The sequence below is a fragment of the Catalinimonas alkaloidigena genome, assembly GCF_900100765.1.
Taxonomy (GTDB): domain Bacteria; phylum Bacteroidota; class Bacteroidia; order Cytophagales; family Flexibacteraceae; genus Mooreia; species Mooreia alkaloidigena.
In genome coordinates this window covers 300886-316004 of record NZ_FNFO01000011.1, presented here as the reverse complement: position 1 = coordinate 316004, position 15119 = coordinate 300886, and the positions used below count along the sequence as shown (strand labels likewise).

At 55.9% G+C, this 15119-nt stretch carries 11 protein-coding genes; 5 read left to right on the top strand and 6 right to left on the bottom strand.

Translation table 11 applies throughout. The features are described 5' to 3' along the window. Positions 1-477: 477 nt before the first annotated feature. Together BLR44_RS23865 and BLR44_RS23860 are read left to right on the top strand one after the other, a co-directional pair. On the top strand, positions 478-1557 hold the full coding sequence (locus BLR44_RS23865) for an AMP-binding protein (RefSeq protein WP_176956185.1): 1080 nt from the start codon (positions 478-480) through the stop codon (positions 1555-1557). A 61-nt stretch (positions 1558-1618) separates the two neighbouring features. After that, the gene (locus BLR44_RS23860) at positions 1619-2380 is read left to right on the top strand and encodes a hypothetical protein (protein WP_089686919.1); all 762 of its coding nucleotides are present in this window, start codon (positions 1619-1621) and stop codon (positions 2378-2380) included. A 19-nt stretch (positions 2381-2399) separates the two neighbouring features. On the opposite strand, the gene BLR44_RS23855 is transcribed toward BLR44_RS23860, so the two are convergent. Continuing rightward, a complete protein-coding gene (locus BLR44_RS23855) occupies positions 2400-3098 on the bottom strand; it encodes a hypothetical protein (protein ID WP_089686917.1) in 699 nt (232 codons plus the stop codon). A gap of 213 nt (positions 3099-3311) precedes the next feature. Next, complete coding sequence (locus BLR44_RS23850) at positions 3312-4067, bottom strand: hypothetical protein (protein ID WP_089686915.1); 756 nt, start codon at positions 4065-4067, stop codon at positions 3312-3314. A 136-nt stretch (positions 4068-4203) separates the two neighbouring features. Between BLR44_RS23850 and BLR44_RS23845 the strand changes: the two genes are divergently transcribed. Further along, complete coding sequence (locus BLR44_RS23845) at positions 4204-4413, top strand: hypothetical protein (protein ID WP_143017438.1); 210 nt, start codon at positions 4204-4206, stop codon at positions 4411-4413. Here the strand turns inward: BLR44_RS23845 and BLR44_RS29295 are convergent. Then, positions 4410-5357 (bottom strand): helix-turn-helix domain-containing protein, encoded by a 948-nt coding sequence (locus tag BLR44_RS29295; protein WP_089686911.1) that lies wholly within the window; start codon positions 5355-5357, stop codon positions 4410-4412. The genes BLR44_RS23845 and BLR44_RS29295 overlap by 4 nt on opposite strands. A 111-nt stretch (positions 5358-5468) precedes the next feature. On the opposite strand from BLR44_RS29295, the gene BLR44_RS23835 reads away from it, so the two are divergent. After that, the gene (locus tag BLR44_RS23835) at positions 5469-6701 is read left to right on the top strand and encodes a nucleoside recognition domain-containing protein (protein WP_089686908.1); all 1233 of its coding nucleotides are present in this window, start codon (positions 5469-5471) and stop codon (positions 6699-6701) included. On the opposite strand, the gene BLR44_RS23830 is transcribed toward BLR44_RS23835, so the two are convergent. From BLR44_RS23830 to BLR44_RS23815, 3 genes are all read right to left on the bottom strand, one after another. Next, on the bottom strand, positions 6702-7544 hold the full coding sequence (locus tag BLR44_RS23830; protein ID WP_089686906.1) for a glycoside hydrolase family 16 protein: 843 nt from the start codon (positions 7542-7544) through the stop codon (positions 6702-6704). It abuts the gene before it with no gap. Positions 7545-7643: 99 nt separating this feature from the next. Further along, positions 7644-11102 (bottom strand): DUF7619 domain-containing protein, encoded by a 3459-nt coding sequence (locus BLR44_RS23825; protein ID WP_089686905.1) that lies wholly within the window; start codon positions 11100-11102, stop codon positions 7644-7646. Between the two features lie 262 nt (positions 11103-11364). Next, positions 11365-13452 (bottom strand): gliding motility-associated C-terminal domain-containing protein, encoded by a 2088-nt coding sequence (locus tag BLR44_RS23815; protein ID WP_143017437.1) that lies wholly within the window; start codon positions 13450-13452, stop codon positions 11365-11367. Between the two features lie 276 nt (positions 13453-13728). Here BLR44_RS23815 and BLR44_RS23810 point away from each other — a divergent pair, with 276 nt between their 5' ends. Continuing rightward, complete coding sequence (locus BLR44_RS23810; RefSeq protein ID WP_089686898.1) at positions 13729-15081, top strand: Gfo/Idh/MocA family protein; 1353 nt, start codon at positions 13729-13731, stop codon at positions 15079-15081. Positions 15082-15119: the final 38 nt, after the last annotated feature.

Below are 15119 nucleotides of genomic sequence, written 5' to 3'. Positions count from 1 at the left end.
CCCACCAGACAGAAAAGACAGAAGGGATGTTTACCGGAACACTTTGCGTTCCCAGCAAACGGACGACAGCAACGAAACGGGTAATAGCGTACTAGAAGAAGTCGTAATGCAGTTCATAGACAGAGTGATTGAAAACTTACACAGAGAGTGCTTTATAGTTTACCAACTGAAACTATTTCTAGACAATACTTATTTGAACCTTACCCCAAATATGGTACAAAAACGATAAAATATACTACTTAAACCAACAAAAATCTTACGAGTCGTTTCTCTATCGATTTAAACCCAAACACTATATACTCTTTGTACTATGGTAAGATTTGTCCCTCATTCAGCCAGTATTGTTGCATTCTCTGCCCCGCCCCTCTGTTCTCGCCGACCTACAGATTTGCAATTTATTACACAAAAATTACATCAAAGATTGTACATATTTTTTCTTTTTATTTCTCCGTATGTTTAAGCTCTCGTTTACATCGCATGAATGTTGTCTGGTTTCAAAAGCAAAAAGTATCGTTAGCGGCCCTGCCACCCCGCCTCGCCGATCAGGAACAACACGCCGCTCAGTTCTGTAAAATGTGGCAACAAGGCCAGCCTGAATTCTGGCTGCTGACGTCCGGCTCTACCGGCACTCCCAAACCTCAATGCCTCACCCGCGCCCAGATGGAAGCCAGCGCCCGGTTGACCGGAGAAGCGCTGGGACTCACGACGGGCGACAAAGCGCTGGTCTGCCTGCCGACCCGCTACATTGCCGGCACCATGATGCTGGTGCGAGGACTGGTGCTGGGACTGGAGCTGCACCTTTATCCGCCCCACCGCAACCCGCTTGCGTTGGTAGCCGCCGGTACGTCGTTCGACTTTACGGCGATGGTGCCCATGCAACTGGAAACGATTTTGCGGGAAACGCCCCAGGCCCTGGCGGCTTTTGCCCATGCCAAGGCCATTCTGCTGGGCGGTGCGCCGCTCTCGGCCACGCTCGAGGAGCAGGTGCAAGCCCTGCCCTGCCCCGTCTACCACACGTACGGCATGACCGAAACCGTTTCGCACGTCGCCCTGCGCCGCCTGAACGGACCTGAGCGGTCGGCCGTATTCACGTCATTACCGGGCATTGATCTTCGCCTGGACGACCGGGGGTGTCTGTGCATCCGGGGAGCGGTCACCAACGCGCAGTGGATCACCACCAACGATCTGGTGGAACTGCACGCCGACGGTCGGTTCCGGTGGTTGGGGCGCGCCGACCATGTCATCAACAGCGGAGGCGTAAAAGTGCAGCCCGAGGCGGTGGAGCAAGCCGTGGACAAGCTCTGGAAAGAGAATAAAATCGCCGAACGCTATTTTGTAGGCAGCCAGCCGGACAAGTACCTGGGCCAGTGTGTCGTGCTGTTTGTGGAGGGCATGCCCTTCCCGCCCACCCGCGAAGAATGGCTCCTGGAAGCGCTGCGCGAGCGCCTGCCCCGGTACCACGCCCCCAAGCGCCTGCTCTACGTGCCGTCGTTCGAAGAGACCCCCACCGGGAAAATCGACCGTACGGGGACGTTGCAGAAATTAGCACGCTCCTGAAAAACAGCCGCTTCCCTTCGTAACAACCTATTACATTTGCGCAATGGATGCATTGCAACGTATGGCGGTTCGTTTCCAAACCGCCGAGTACATCCCGCCGCCGTATAGCCACGTGTACACCCTGGAGGCCGTCCCACGACCCGACGGGCTGGCCGTTCGTTATGAATTGACCTACCTGGATCGCGAAGACCTGACCGAAGAAGAAATTTATGACGAAGGATTTACACCCGACGACGATTTCGTGTGGGAAGGCGTACTCTCCAGCGCCTGGACCAAGGCCCTGCGCGACCTGCTGCGCAAGGGCGGTAGCACCGACATGAAAGAAAGCGACGGGGAAATCCACCTGACCCTGACCGATGCGCAGGGACAAGTTGCGGAAGGCACGCCCCGCAAGCGCGAAACCTGGGCCTACTTTTGCCAGGAACTGGTGCAGGCCATCTACGAAGTGTCGGGTAAAGAACGCGCGCTGGTCGTGCGCTTCGCGAAAGTGGACCCTGAGCAGCGGGTGCAACTGGTCACCGTTCAGCCTTCGTTCCGCGAGCGGCGTGTGCAGGTCCGCGTCGAAACGCCGCCGGAAGAACGCACATTTCCGCTGGCCTGGCCGCGCCTGAAACCGCTGCTGCGCAGCGTCTACGCTCCCGACTACGAGATGGACAAATCGTTTGAAGCGACGCCGAACCGACCGGGGCATTACCTCGATCCGGGCGAAGGCGTCTGGTACCGCTTCGGCAGCGGCGTGCTCAACCCCGGTCCCGATCAGGAGGTGCTTCAGGCGCTGGAACAGTGGCTGAACGAACTACTGGAGAAACCGGGCGCTTCCTGAATGGGAACCACCCGGATCGCTACAGCACCGTCACACTGTAAAACGTAAACGGTTTTTGTTCCAGCGACCTGTAGAGCTGGCGATACATCGGCTCCAGGGTTTGCAAGACCTGCGACACCCAGAAGTGCGTATCGACCGCGAAAGACGCCGAGCCGTCCATCTGGGTAGACAGCGTCAGGTAACTGCGGAAGGCCAGCGGCGAATTATCCTCCGTAAACGCGTACAAACTGACCCGGTACGAACCGTACGGGCTTCGTCGAATCACACGGCGGGCCTCTGTAGTGCGCAAGGCGCTCAGGCTGGAGCCCGGTGCCAGAGCGAGCCGCGTACTCTCCACAAACGCACGCGGGGCAATAAAACTGATGCGATCGGGCCGTTCGGCCACGCCCGTCGTAGTCGTAGAAATGTAGTAATGCTGCGACACGGTGTTGATGTCGTACGCGTCGCGCCAGTACGGAAACGTTTCGTTTCCGACCACCAACGCCGACCGGGACCAGTCTATGTACAAAGGCTGATTCAATTTGTTTTCAATATGGACCAGCACGGGTGCCCCCTCGCCCTGAAAGCTGTAGCGGATCAGAAGCGTATCCGTCTCGACGATATACTCTTCCGTAGAACCCGAAGCCTCCGCACTGGATAGCGTCGCGAATTGGTAGGCCGTGCACCGGCTAAACGCCAGGCAACTCAGCAAAGCGAAAACGTAGATGGAAAGGCGCATAGAAGTAAAAGGATTGAAAATTTGAGATGACGTCAAAGAGCGGCTACGGCCCCAGTAGCGCGAAAGCGGAATCCGAGCACCAAGCTGGTCGTAAACAGAATCGCGGTGATCGGCTCATAGCCGGGCGGGGTAGCCAGAAGGGCTATTGCGTAAACAAGTGGTTGCCTACATCGCTCGGGAAAAAGTGAGAAGATAGGCTTACAGAAGACCGCCTTACCCGCCCCATGCCGCTACCAAGAGGAGCGACATCATCACTGAACTGAGCAAGGTCAACGACGAAGCAGCAAGTACCCTCGAATCGTTCTGCTGTTGCACGGTAAACGTATCGCCCCACTGCTCATTTCTGACCAGACGAACGTAGCGGGCGCTGGTCGTTTGCAACACTTCCTCCAGCCAAAAAGTAGTTTGCTGGTAAAAAGGATGCGTCAGGGGCCGATCGGTCCCAAAAGCCAGGTAACTGCGGATGTACACCGGCGAAGTCGCAGCACTGTACCCCTGACGTTTGAAAAGCCGCCCGCCGCGCCGTTCCTGCCATACGTCGCCCGGCAGGCCCTGGTAGGGCGTTGGGGCCAGCCAGAACAGCGGACTTTGCAGATAACTGTGCGGGGGCACCAGGGCTACGTCCTGCGACGATCGCAGGGGCAACGCACCGAAAGGTCCGCCCAAGGCCTCGTACACATACCCTTCCGAAGGCCCTTCGACGTACGGAAACACCTGCCCACCGACAATCAGCGACGACTGCCGCCAGTCGATAAACAGAGGGTGGTTCAGCTTGTTGTAAATGGAAATGGCGACGGGGCCACCTTCGCCGGAAAAATTGTAGGTCAGTAGCAGGGTGTCGGTTTCCACGACAAATGCACGCTGCAGGGTTTGGGGATGATCGCTGGCCAGCCGGATGACCTGGTGACGGGTGCAGCTCCCAAAGCCGCACGCCATAAAGACGAGTAACACGTAGAAGATGGGGCGCATGGCGAAGGGAGTAGAGGTTGACTTGCCCAGAGCAAAAACTTCGCCAGATCGCAAAAGCATGGCTTTTTTGCGCCCGGAACTTGGCACACGCCCGAAAACTTCCCTACTTTCGAAGGACGACTTAGTTTATACCCCCATGGACCTACACCTGCAGTATGTAACCAACGCCGACGGCGAGCGCATCGCCGTACAAATTCCGCTCACCGAATGGGAGGCGTATCAGGCTGAATTTCGAAAGCTGGAAAACCGCCTGGCGGGGCAAAAAGCGCTGAAAGCCGAAGCCGAAACGGCCACCCGAACCAAACGCGAAGGCGGCACGCAGCACTCGCTGTTCAGTTTCGACTAGCGGCGCTTGAGTCGCTCCACGTCGGCCTGCAGTTGCCGCACCAGTTGCGTGAGTTCGGCCACCGAAAGCGGCTGCCCCGCCTCGGCCGACACCGGAGGGCGGTCGCTGATCCAGCGCACCGGCTCCCAGATTTCCAGGATCGACTCGACCGGCGTCGCCTCGTTTCCCACCTGCACACAGCCCGTTTCGGCAATCTGATTGTCGAGCACCGCCTGGTGTACGCGCCCGCCCCGCGTCAGCAGCACGTACGGCTTGGCCTGTAGCGAATACCAGTTGCGCACGTAGCGCCCCACCACCACCACCGCATCCAACTCAAACGCCCGGTACACGTCGCCTCCTTCAAGCGACGGGAGTTGCATTTTGGGCAATCCTTCCAGAAAAGCCGGATCGGCGTATTGCGTTTCGTACGCCCGAAGTTGCGCCTGCGGCACCAGCTCGATCTGCTGCCGTTGTTGGGCATCGACCGTAACCGACAGCATGCGGATTTCGCGCCCTTCGGCGTAGCGATTGGTGCCGGAAGCGGCGGGTTTGGGAGAGGCAACGGCCACGCCGTTATCGGACCGGGGCGTCGGTGCTGCCGGCTCAGGTTTTGGCGGAGCAGGTTTAACGGCGGTATAAGTCGTCGGCGATGGCTTCGGAGGGGCGGGCATGTTTCGGACGGGCGCGGCGTGGTGCGACCGATGGGCATCGTCGTGGTGACGCGTCGGCACACTGCCCGGCAACGGCGGCGGATTCCCACCCGTCAGGTCGCGGGTCATCAGTTGCACGAAGTCCACTCCGAACACCTCGGCCATCCGCGCCACGTACTCCTCGCGCGGTTCGGCGCGCCCTTCTTCGTAAGCGCCCAGCAACGACCGCTTGATGCCGATTCGGTCCGCCAGCTTCTGCTGCGTGAGTTTGTGTTGCTTACGAAGAAAACGGAGGTTAGCCCGCAGTAGACTCATATTCAGTTATATTGCGCCGTTGCGACGGACCGCCGTGACGACGATTCGCCGGGGAAAGTTTCCTGCCAAATTTATCCTTTTTGCTAAAAAGGAATTAGCAAAATTACGCCTATGGTGCTCAACTACATCTGGATTGCCTTTTTTCTCATTGCCTTTGTCGTCGGTTTGATTCGACTGATCTTTCTGGGGGACGCCGAAGTTTTCCCCAACATGGTGTCCGCCACGTTCGATATGGCCAAAACCGGCTTTGAGATATCCCTGGGCCTGACGGGTGTGCTGACGCTCTGGCTAGGCCTGATGAAGATCGGCGAAGCAGGCGGCATGATTCGCATTTTAGCAAAACTGATCGGGCCCCTCTTCCACCGGCTCTTTCCGGAAGTGCCCGCGGGCCATCCGGTGTTCGGCTCCATTCTGATGAACTTCTCGGCCAACATGCTGGGCCTTGACAATGCTGCCACGCCGCTCGGCCTCAAGGCCATGGAAGAGTTGCAGGAACTCAACCCCACGCCCGAAACCGCTTCGAACGCGCAGATCATGTTTCTGGTACTGAACACGTCCGGCCTGACCTTGATCCCGATTTCGATCATGACGTACCGGGCCGAACTCGGAGCCGCCAACCCGGCCGACATTTTCATTCCCATTCTGCTCACCACGTTTTTCTCCACTATGGCGGGGCTGATCGCCGTCTCGCTCTACCAACGCATCAACTTATTCCATCCGGTGGTGCTGGCTTACCTGGGCGGCCTTTCGCTCTTCATCGCGGGCATCATCTGGTATTTCGCCACGCTGGATTCGGGGGCCATCAACCGGGTTTCTACCATTGTGGGTAACCTGATTCTGTTCACTATCATCGCCGCGTTCATCGGATTGGCGTGGCGCAAGGGCATCAACGTCTACGACACATTTATCGAAGGGGCCAAAGAGGGATTTCAGGTGGCCGTTAAAATCATTCCGTACTTGGTGGCGGTACTCGTGGCCATCGGGGTGTTCCGAGCCTGCGGCGCGCTCGACTACATCCAGAACGGGCTGGCCGCGTTCTTCGGAAGCCTGGGCGTCGATACACGTTTTGTGGCGGCCCTGCCCACCGCCCTGATGAAGCCCCTCAGCGGAAGTGGCGCGCGCGGACTGATGGTCGATCTGATGCAAGCCGAAGGAGCCGATTCGTTTGCCGGGCGGCTGGTTTCCACCATTCAGGGGGCGACGGACACCACGTTCTACATCCTGGCCGTCTACTTTGGTTCGGTCAACATCCGAAACACCCGCTACGCCGTTACCTGCGGCCTGATTGCCGACTTTGCCGCCATCATCTCGGGCATTTTCATCGCCTATCTATTCTTCGGGTAATTATTTCTGTTGGTATACCCGCACGTAATCGACTTCCATGGCGGTAGGAAAGGCCGTGGTGTCCACGCCCTGCTGGCCGCCCCAGTTGCCGCCCACCGCCACGTTGAGTAGCAAGTGGTGGTCGTGGTCGAATGGCCACTCCTCCCACCCCTCGCCGGTGTTGCCGAACGCAAAATAACGTTGGTCGTCGATATAGGAGATGATGGAGTCGGGCGTCCAGTCGGTGCGGTACACATGAAACGCCGAGCGCGCCGTAGGAATGCGGAGCGTATCCCCCACCTGCGTGCCGATGCTGTGGTTAAACGCTTTGTCGTGTATCGTGGAGTGGATCACGTCCGGATCGTACCCCACCTCTTCCATGATGTCGATTTCACCGTTGTCGGGCCACCCTTGGTTGCCATATTCTTTATCGGTGTAGAGCAGCCAGATGGCCGGCCACGTTCCCACGCCCGAAGGCAGCTTGGCGCGTATTTCGAAACGTCCGTAGGTCCAGTCGGCTTTGCCTTTCGTGGTCAGGCGCGCCGAGGTAAATTCCTTACCTTCCCAGGGTTCGTGGATTGCCGTAATCCGCAGTGTTCCGCCTGCCAGACGCGCGTTTTCGGGACGCGCGTCGGTATAAAACTGCAATTCGTTGTTGCCCCAGCCGTGCCCTCCCACGTTGTAGTTCCACTTGGTAGTGTCGAGGTGCTCGCCATCGAACTCGTCGCTCCAGACCAGTTGGTACGCCGCACCCGGCGTCGCATCGGCCATGGCCTCAGCCGAAGTACTGGTGTCGGAAGGAGCCGATTGGCAGGCGACGAGCAGAAGGCCCAACGCCAGGGCCAAAGGAAGCGAGTAATGCATACGAATGAAGGGGGTTGGTGCCGCCGACTCAACCGAGCCGACGACACAAAGATCCAAGATTCGCGGAATTGTCACCCGCTTTTTGCCGAAGCGGTGGCGCTACTGGATCACGATCTTACGCAGCAGCTGCCCGGCGGGGGTTTGTACGCGCAGGCTGTAAAGGCCGGCCGGTTGCAGACGGAGATCAATCGCTTCTTCTAGCACTTCCTGTTGGTTGCGGACGGACTTACGCCACACGGTCCGCCCCATCAGGTCTACCACTTCCAGGGTCAGACTTCCGTGCGGAGCTTCTGCCCACTTCAGTTGGAAGTACCCGGCACTGGGATTGGGATAGAGCTGCACGTGGCGATCCAGAGCGGCAGAGGTCGTGGTCACCGCTTCAAATTCAATAGGAGGCATTTTTGTAAAATCGGCGAATACACTGTCGGTCAGCGTATGGAACACTAGGTTGGTATGCACCGGCGCGTTGAAGTCAAAGTAAATGTCAGCTTCGTTTTCCACCCGCGTTAACTCCGGCAGCGTGTCGTAGGGCCGAATGGAGAAACTCACGTACCCGTGGCTGGCGGGTTCGTTCCGCGTAGAGTCCGGTAGGTCGATATCGGTAAATGTCCAGGTCAGCACTGCCCGCCCTTTGCCGGAAAGCGAGAACTGATACGGATGTGATGATGCACCCTGCTGCAGCGTTGATAAGTCCAGTCCGGCATCGAGCGTATCGACGATCACAACGCGGTAGGCCGTATCGGTACCCGTATTCTGGAAGCGAATTGTGTACTGGAGCGCGACGTCGGGCCGTAGGTAATGCTGTGCAAAGCGCCCCGTCGGCAACGCTAACTTGTCGTTGGGATCAAACGAATCGATGATGGGTAAGCACGAAACACTTATTTCCTCTGGCTCGTCGTCCGGCGGCAGTTGCGCCACGTAGCCGTAGCTGATGGCTCCCTCAACATTGGTCCCACAGCCCTCCAGTGTGAGGTGAGTCTGCTGCTGGTACGGATGCCCCGGACGCTGATCGGCTTCCAGCCGTACGGTCTGGCCGTTGACCGGCACACGAAACACCAGGCTGTCGTCAGCTACCAACTTCAGCTTGGCTTGATAGACCAGTTGCGCATCCAGGTAGAGCCGGTAGGCGCTACTGTCCTGCATGGCCAAGCCCTGGTTCCGAACCACAAAGCGCACAAAGCCGTTGTCCAGGCAGGTGGCGGTCAGCTTCACTTCCGACTGGTCCCAGTTCGGGTCGACGTCCCGCAGATTACGTGGAAAAATTTGGGCTTCGGTGCACTGGGTCAGGCCACGAATGGAGTCGATGCCGCAGACCACCGAGTCGGTAATTTGAATCGTCCCGAACCGATGCGGTGCCAATGTTCCCAACACAAAGACATAGACGTTGTCGTCTTCTACCCGACTCCAGGGCATGGTACTGGAAATAGGCACCACATACTCCGGATATTTTACTTTCACTTCCACAGGCGAAGCGGGAGCGGCCCCATCGTTGGTATAGCGCACCGTGGTGGTGCTCCTGAAACACCGACGACGTCGATCAGAAGAGACCGCAACGGTGAGATAGGGCACTTGAACCAAATAGTTACCAAAATCAATATCCGTTACCGTGGTATCTTGTGTGGAAACCTGCACCCGGTGATAAGACGGGTTAGTCGGGCAGGTTTGTTCTACCCATTGCCATCGTTTCAGGTCAGGAAGTAGTTGATTGACATAATATGTACCAGTATCAACCTGAATTGCGTAGCGCCCTTCCTGATCAGGGTAACCATAATAGGACCCCGGCTGCACGGTAATAATGCTTTGGTTAAATTTTGTATCACTCGTATCCCATTTACAGTTTTCGTTGTTATCTCCGTATACTCTTCCGGTGATTGTGCTGAACGCAGTAGGCAGGTATTCCCGATTCGTGTACTGATAAACAACATGGGTTAGCCAATTACAAGTAACTCCCATTATCCCCTTATTAGGACTAATCGCGATCAAGTGATTTGACCATATGGATGTTTCTGACAGAAGATCACCTTGACTGTTCCACACACGCAACTGCCAATCGTTCGCCGTAGTGGTCCACACATTACCGTAGGCATCGATAATGATTCCTTCCGGTTCATCACCACGATAAAAAGAACTCGGTTTTCCAAAATGTTGCAGAAACTGGCCGTCAGAAGAGAACTTTTGCACGTTGCGCCCATCTTGCTGTGCTACATATACATTACCGGCCTCGTCTAGAGTAACACCTTGCGGTCCATTTAAGAGTTCGGCACCCTGCCCCGTAGTCTTGAAGCTGTCCAGGTACTTGCCAGTCGCATCAAGCTTACGAACACAATTCCCAGCGTTATCAGCAATGTACAGTTGCCCTGTAGGTGTCAGTGCTATGCCTTTGAAAGCATAATGTGTGTCAGTGGGGCCAAAATCAGAAATCTCATAGAGCAGGTTTCCAGCGCCTGAGAATTTCAACAGACGTTTTTCTTCCAGCAGATAAAAATCACCAAATCGGTCCAGTAGCATCATGACAGGGTCTAGGAAACGCCCATCCTTATTCATTTTTAAGGGTAACTGTCCTATGAGTGTCCCAGCAGGAGTATATTTGACAATTTGTTGGTGATCGGATTCAAACAGGTAGCAGTTGTTGTACCGGTCAAACGCGATCCCTTGATATTCTTTTTGAGGCCACTTCTGTTGTTCGATAACTGTTGTAATTTCTCCATTTTCAATCGACATAATAGCCTGGTAAGGATCATCTATCAGTACATGAAGTATCTTTTTATTTTTTTGATCAATCGCCAGGGCTATCACTTCCCGACCCGCTAAAATTGCTCTCAAAAATTGCCCGTCCGCATCAAACTGATCGATCCCGTCTGAGTACCCAGCGTTTACCACACCATTTCCGTCTACTTCTAGACTTTTATAGAAGTGGCTTGTCCCTGTAGCCATGATATGGCTCAAAAACCTACCTGATGAAGAGAATTTATTAATCCTGTAGTGCCCTGATTCCAGCGCATAAATATTCCCGATAGCATCAAAGGCCAAATCATTGTAACTATAACCCTCCTCTATTATATCCAACACTATCTCATTCAAGTAATTTCCTTCGGCATCAAACTGTAATACTTTTGATAAGTATGATCTACCCACTTCTTTATGAATCAGCACATACAAATGTTGTTCCCCATCCGCGCGAAGTGCATCAATGTGATACGTGTGCTCCGGTTCAGGAAAGGTTATTTCCATCACGAAATTACCTGCACTGTCAAACTTGTATAGTTGCTCATAGATTCCTGCTTCTGCTATCAAAAACAAGTTTTGCTTCTCATCTACGAATATTCGATCTTCCGATCCCCCACTCGGCTCAATCCACCCTTGATGTTTTCCATCTGCACTGATTTTAGCTATATAGGGATTCTCTAGAACATAAAATTCACCATCAGCGCCCACGGCCAAATCACTTGGATTTTTAAAATACGACCCTAAAATTGTCTGCATTTCATAGCCTGGTGCTTGCCCAAAGGCGCTAACAGCCATTAATAGAAACAGGAAAAGTGTAGTTTTCTGAAGCATTTTGTCTGATTGAATTTATCGAACTAACTGCGCTTACTCTTGGGCGTGCAGCGGGTCTACACCCGCAATTTTTAAGAGCTAACAAGCTATTCTGGTCGGAGCGACTTCTGCCGGTCCAGCCTTATGAATGTCGTGGCTCTCTTGTATCTGGTTTCCTTCAAATTCTGCCCATTCTCCGGTTTTGCCTGATTAAGCGCCTCTTCCGTAGCCGACAGAGACACGTAACGAATTGCTGCATTGCGTTGAAACGATTTAGTCTTCCTCATCGCACCACCTCCACCCAGCCTTTGAAGCTGTCGCCGCAATCAGAATTGAGATGCAAAAAGTAGTAATAAACACCGCCCGGCAAGGGTTCGCCAGCCGTGTTGCGTGCCTGCCAGTCGTTCTGGTAATTGTTGGAGACGTAGACCTGTTTCCCCCAGCGGTTGTAAATGAACAAACCGCTTGACGGCGCCAGCCGACCGAAATCGAGGAACTCGTTTCGCCCGTCGCCATTCGGGGTGATTACGTTGTAGGACCGCGGTGGCACTGCAATGGTCACGTATACCGTATCGCGTACCGTACACAGGCCGTTGGTAGCTTCAAGCCAGTAAAGCCCGGAACTGTCGGCTTCGATAGTGGGGGTGGTAGCCCCTGTCGACCAGCGATATGTGACGTTGGGCTCCTTACTTCCCCCCAGCACGTACGGGGGCGGACCACAAAACATACGTTCAGACGGCAGCCCGGCAGATGAGCCAAGATGCTGCCGTACCTCAAACGTATCGGCGACCGCACAACCGGCTTCGTTCGTAGCCGTCAGCGTGTAGACACCCGGTGCGGCAAGGAACTGCGATGACGGGAGCGACCAGACAGAATCCGCATGGGTCAGTTGGTACGTGACGTGCGCTTGCCACTCGACCGGAAGAGCCACGGAGTCGCCGGTACACACGACCAGATCATCCATAGCCAGGGTCGGCAACGGGCTCACCGCGATGCGCACCCGGGCCGAATCGGCACAGCCGTTTCCGCGATCGACCCGCACAGTATACACCGTGGTTTCCAAGGGGCGAGCCACCGGCCGGGCGCTGGTCGGGTCACTCAATCCTGCCGCTGGCGTCCACTGGTAGGCGAGGCCACCGGTTGCCCACAACGTCGTTGCGTCGCCCGCGCAAAGCTGCTGGTCAGCGACCACCCGAAACGGACGCAACACCGGGGCTTGAATCTGGTCTGAAATGCCGAGCGACAACGGCATACCAACGGGAATGATCGTGAACGTCGGTGCTACCGAATCAGGCTGGTGAATTACGGTGATGGCACACCCACCCACCTGTGTCACGTACAAACGGCCGTCGCTGGCCAGTTCGATTTGCCCCAGTCCTTGTGGCGTGCCCGTACACCCCTGGGTCACAAGCGGCACGGTCCAGGAACGGATTTCGTCGGTCACTAGGTCGTAACAGAACAGGTTTGGATTCACTACATTACCAAACAAGTCGCGGTTGTTAAAATCGGTGCAGTAGACCTTGGTGCCATCGGGCGAAAATTCCAGTCCATACATGCCTGTATCCTGAAACTTGGTAGGACTCACGTAGCTCAAAAAACTGACCGAACGGGCGCGGCGCACGTCACCGGTTTCCGGCTCGAAGTCCCCCACCCAAATGCGTTGTCGGTAGGCCACGGCATACCCTAACCGCCCCTGATAATAGTCAAGTTCGCCACGCCCACCGGACTGCGCTGCATCGAAAGGGGCGATCAGCTCCGCAGTTCCCAGCCCTGTCGCCGTTACGCGAAAACGTACAAATCCTTCGTACCGTCGATAGGCTAGCACCCAATAGTCGTCACTGCACGGGATGGGAACTACCTCCAGGCCTTCGCCGTGCGAACGTGCATCAAGTGACTGGTTGAGCTCTGTGACATCTCCGGCCCCGTTGCGTTGCGCTAGGTCCACGATCGAATAGAAAAGAGGACTGTGTTCCTGGTTGTCGGAACGAAGTTGATTGTAAATCAGAAAATAGCGAGACAGATCGCCGGGCACAGGGCAAATGGCAATTTCGGTGGCGGAAGGGTCGGCAAAAATGCCGACGGAGCCTGGCATCAGGTCGCCGTTGCGGTCGTAGACACCACCGGCGTTTACCCAGAGCACCACCGTTCCGGTGCTATCTTCCAGGTGCGCGAGGCCTTCACCCACCGAACCGCCCGACCCCACGCCTGTGTACTGTACCGTGGGCGGTTGGGTCTCAAAATCAAGCGCGACGATGTTTTCTGTACTGTTGAAGTAGAGGTGGCGCAGGGCCGACTGGCTCCATCCCAGTTCACATCCCAAAAAGGCCACCAACATCCAGAGAAGCCGACGGCAGAAAGAGGGGAATCGCACGATCAACAAAAAAGCTGGTTCGACAGAAAGTAAAAATCAGGTGGCAACATAAGCAAAAAGCGTGTTGGCTCGACGTCCGCCAAAGTATTTTTCAAGAAGGATGAAGTAAGATTTTTCTCATAACCCTGATGCACAGCCTGTTGCTCCTGTCGCCTTCGTTCCCATCTACAGGAGGCCCCCCTGCCACCGCCCCGAATATTTGCCCCTCCGGTGAGTAAACTCCCACCGCTCCTGTCTCTTTGTAGGTGCAACTACGTTTCAAACCTGATCGACACCATGAACACATTTTCTACGAGGCGTCAATTCCTGACGACCACCAGCACGGCCGTAGCCGGAAGTTTACTTGCGAGTCCGCTCTTGGCGCAGGCGGTCCCGGCCCCAACTGCCAAACGCAAACTGGCCATGGTCGGCACGGGCAGTCGCGGTACGGGCATGTGGGGAAAAAGCGTGGTAGAGGCGTACGGCGATCTGGTAGAATTTGTCGGTTTGTGCGACGTCAACCCCGGGCGGGTGGCGTATGCCAAGAAGTACATGGGCGTGAAGTGTCCTACCTTCACCAATTTTGAGGAAATGATGCGGCAGACGCAGCCGGAAACGCTGATTGTGACCACCGTAGACGCCACCCACCACGAGTTTATCGTGCGCGGCATGGAGTTGGGGGCCAACATCATCACCGAAAAGCCGATGACCACCGACGCACGCAAGTGCCAGGCGATTCTGGATGCGGAGCGCCGCACCGGCAAGAAGGTGACCGTCACGTTCAACTACCGCTACTCCCCACACCGGCAGAAACTCTACGAGCTGCTGCGCGACGGTGCCATTGGCGAAATCACCTCTACCGACTTCCACTGGTACCTAGACGTTTCCCACGGCGCCGATTATTTCCGCCGGTGGCACCGCCTGCGTGAGATGGGCGGCACGTTGTTCGTTCATAAAGCCACACACCATTTCGACCTGCTCAACTGGTGGCTGGAGTCCGATCCGGAAGAGGTATTCGCGCTGGGCAAATTGGAGCACTATGGCATCAACAACCCGTTTCGTCATACCCACTGCCGGCCCTGCCCACACAAAGACAAGTGCAATTTTTACTGGGACATCACCGATAACAAGCAGTACATGAACCTGTATGTGGACCACGAACAGTACGACGGCTACCACCGCGACGGCTGCGTGTTCCGCAAGGACGTCAATATTTACGATAAAATGGCGGCCACCATTCAATACGCCAACGGCGTGCAGGTAAGCTACTCGCTCACCACGTACTCGCCTTACGAAGGCTACCGCATCGCCTTCAACGGCACCAAGGGACGCCTCGAAGCGTGGATAAAGGAGCGCCAGCCCTGGGAGGCCGAAGACTACGACGAATTGCGCCTGACGCGCAACTTCGGAGAGACGGAGCTGATCAAAATTTCGCACGGCGGCGGCGGGCACGGCGGTGGCGACACGCGGCTAAAAGACAAGATCTTTAAAAATCCGGCGATGGAAGATCCGTACCGACAGTCGGCCGGAACGCGCGACGGTGCCATGGCGTGTCTGCTGGGCGTAGCGGCCCGCGAGAGTGTCGTGACGGGCGAGAAGGTGAAGATCGGTGCGCTGACCGACCTGCAACCCCGGGCGCAACGGATGTAAGCAAGCCGAGTAGTAACCTGATGAGAAACAGCCACGTA

What these genes read in the sequence shown, in the direction of transcription:
- BLR44_RS23865 (WP_176956185.1), top strand. Translation starts at nt 478, where the DNA reads ATGAATGTTGTCTGGTTTCAAAAGCAAAAAGTATCGTTAGCGGCCCTG.
- BLR44_RS23860 (WP_089686919.1), top strand. Translation starts at nt 1,619, where the DNA reads ATGGCGGTTCGTTTCCAAACCGCCGAGTACATCCCGCCGCCGTATAGC.
- BLR44_RS23855 (WP_089686917.1), bottom strand. Translation starts at nt 3,098, where the DNA reads ATGCGCCTTTCCATCTACGTTTTCGCTTTGCTGAGTTGCCTGGCGTTT.
- BLR44_RS23850 (WP_089686915.1), bottom strand. Translation starts at nt 4,067, where the DNA reads ATGCGCCCCATCTTCTACGTGTTACTCGTCTTTATGGCGTGCGGCTTT.
- BLR44_RS23845 (WP_143017438.1), top strand. Translation starts at nt 4,204, where the DNA reads ATGGACCTACACCTGCAGTATGTAACCAACGCCGACGGCGAGCGCATC.
- BLR44_RS29295 (WP_089686911.1), bottom strand. Translation starts at nt 5,357, where the DNA reads ATGAGTCTACTGCGGGCTAACCTCCGTTTTCTTCGTAAGCAACACAAA.
- BLR44_RS23835 (WP_089686908.1), top strand. Translation starts at nt 5,469, where the DNA reads ATGGTGCTCAACTACATCTGGATTGCCTTTTTTCTCATTGCCTTTGTC.
- BLR44_RS23830 (WP_089686906.1), bottom strand. Translation starts at nt 7,544, where the DNA reads ATGCATTACTCGCTTCCTTTGGCCCTGGCGTTGGGCCTTCTGCTCGTC.
- BLR44_RS23825 (WP_089686905.1), bottom strand. Translation starts at nt 11,102, where the DNA reads ATGCTTCAGAAAACTACACTTTTCCTGTTTCTATTAATGGCTGTTAGC.
- BLR44_RS23810 (WP_089686898.1), top strand. Translation starts at nt 13,729, where the DNA reads ATGAACACATTTTCTACGAGGCGTCAATTCCTGACGACCACCAGCACG.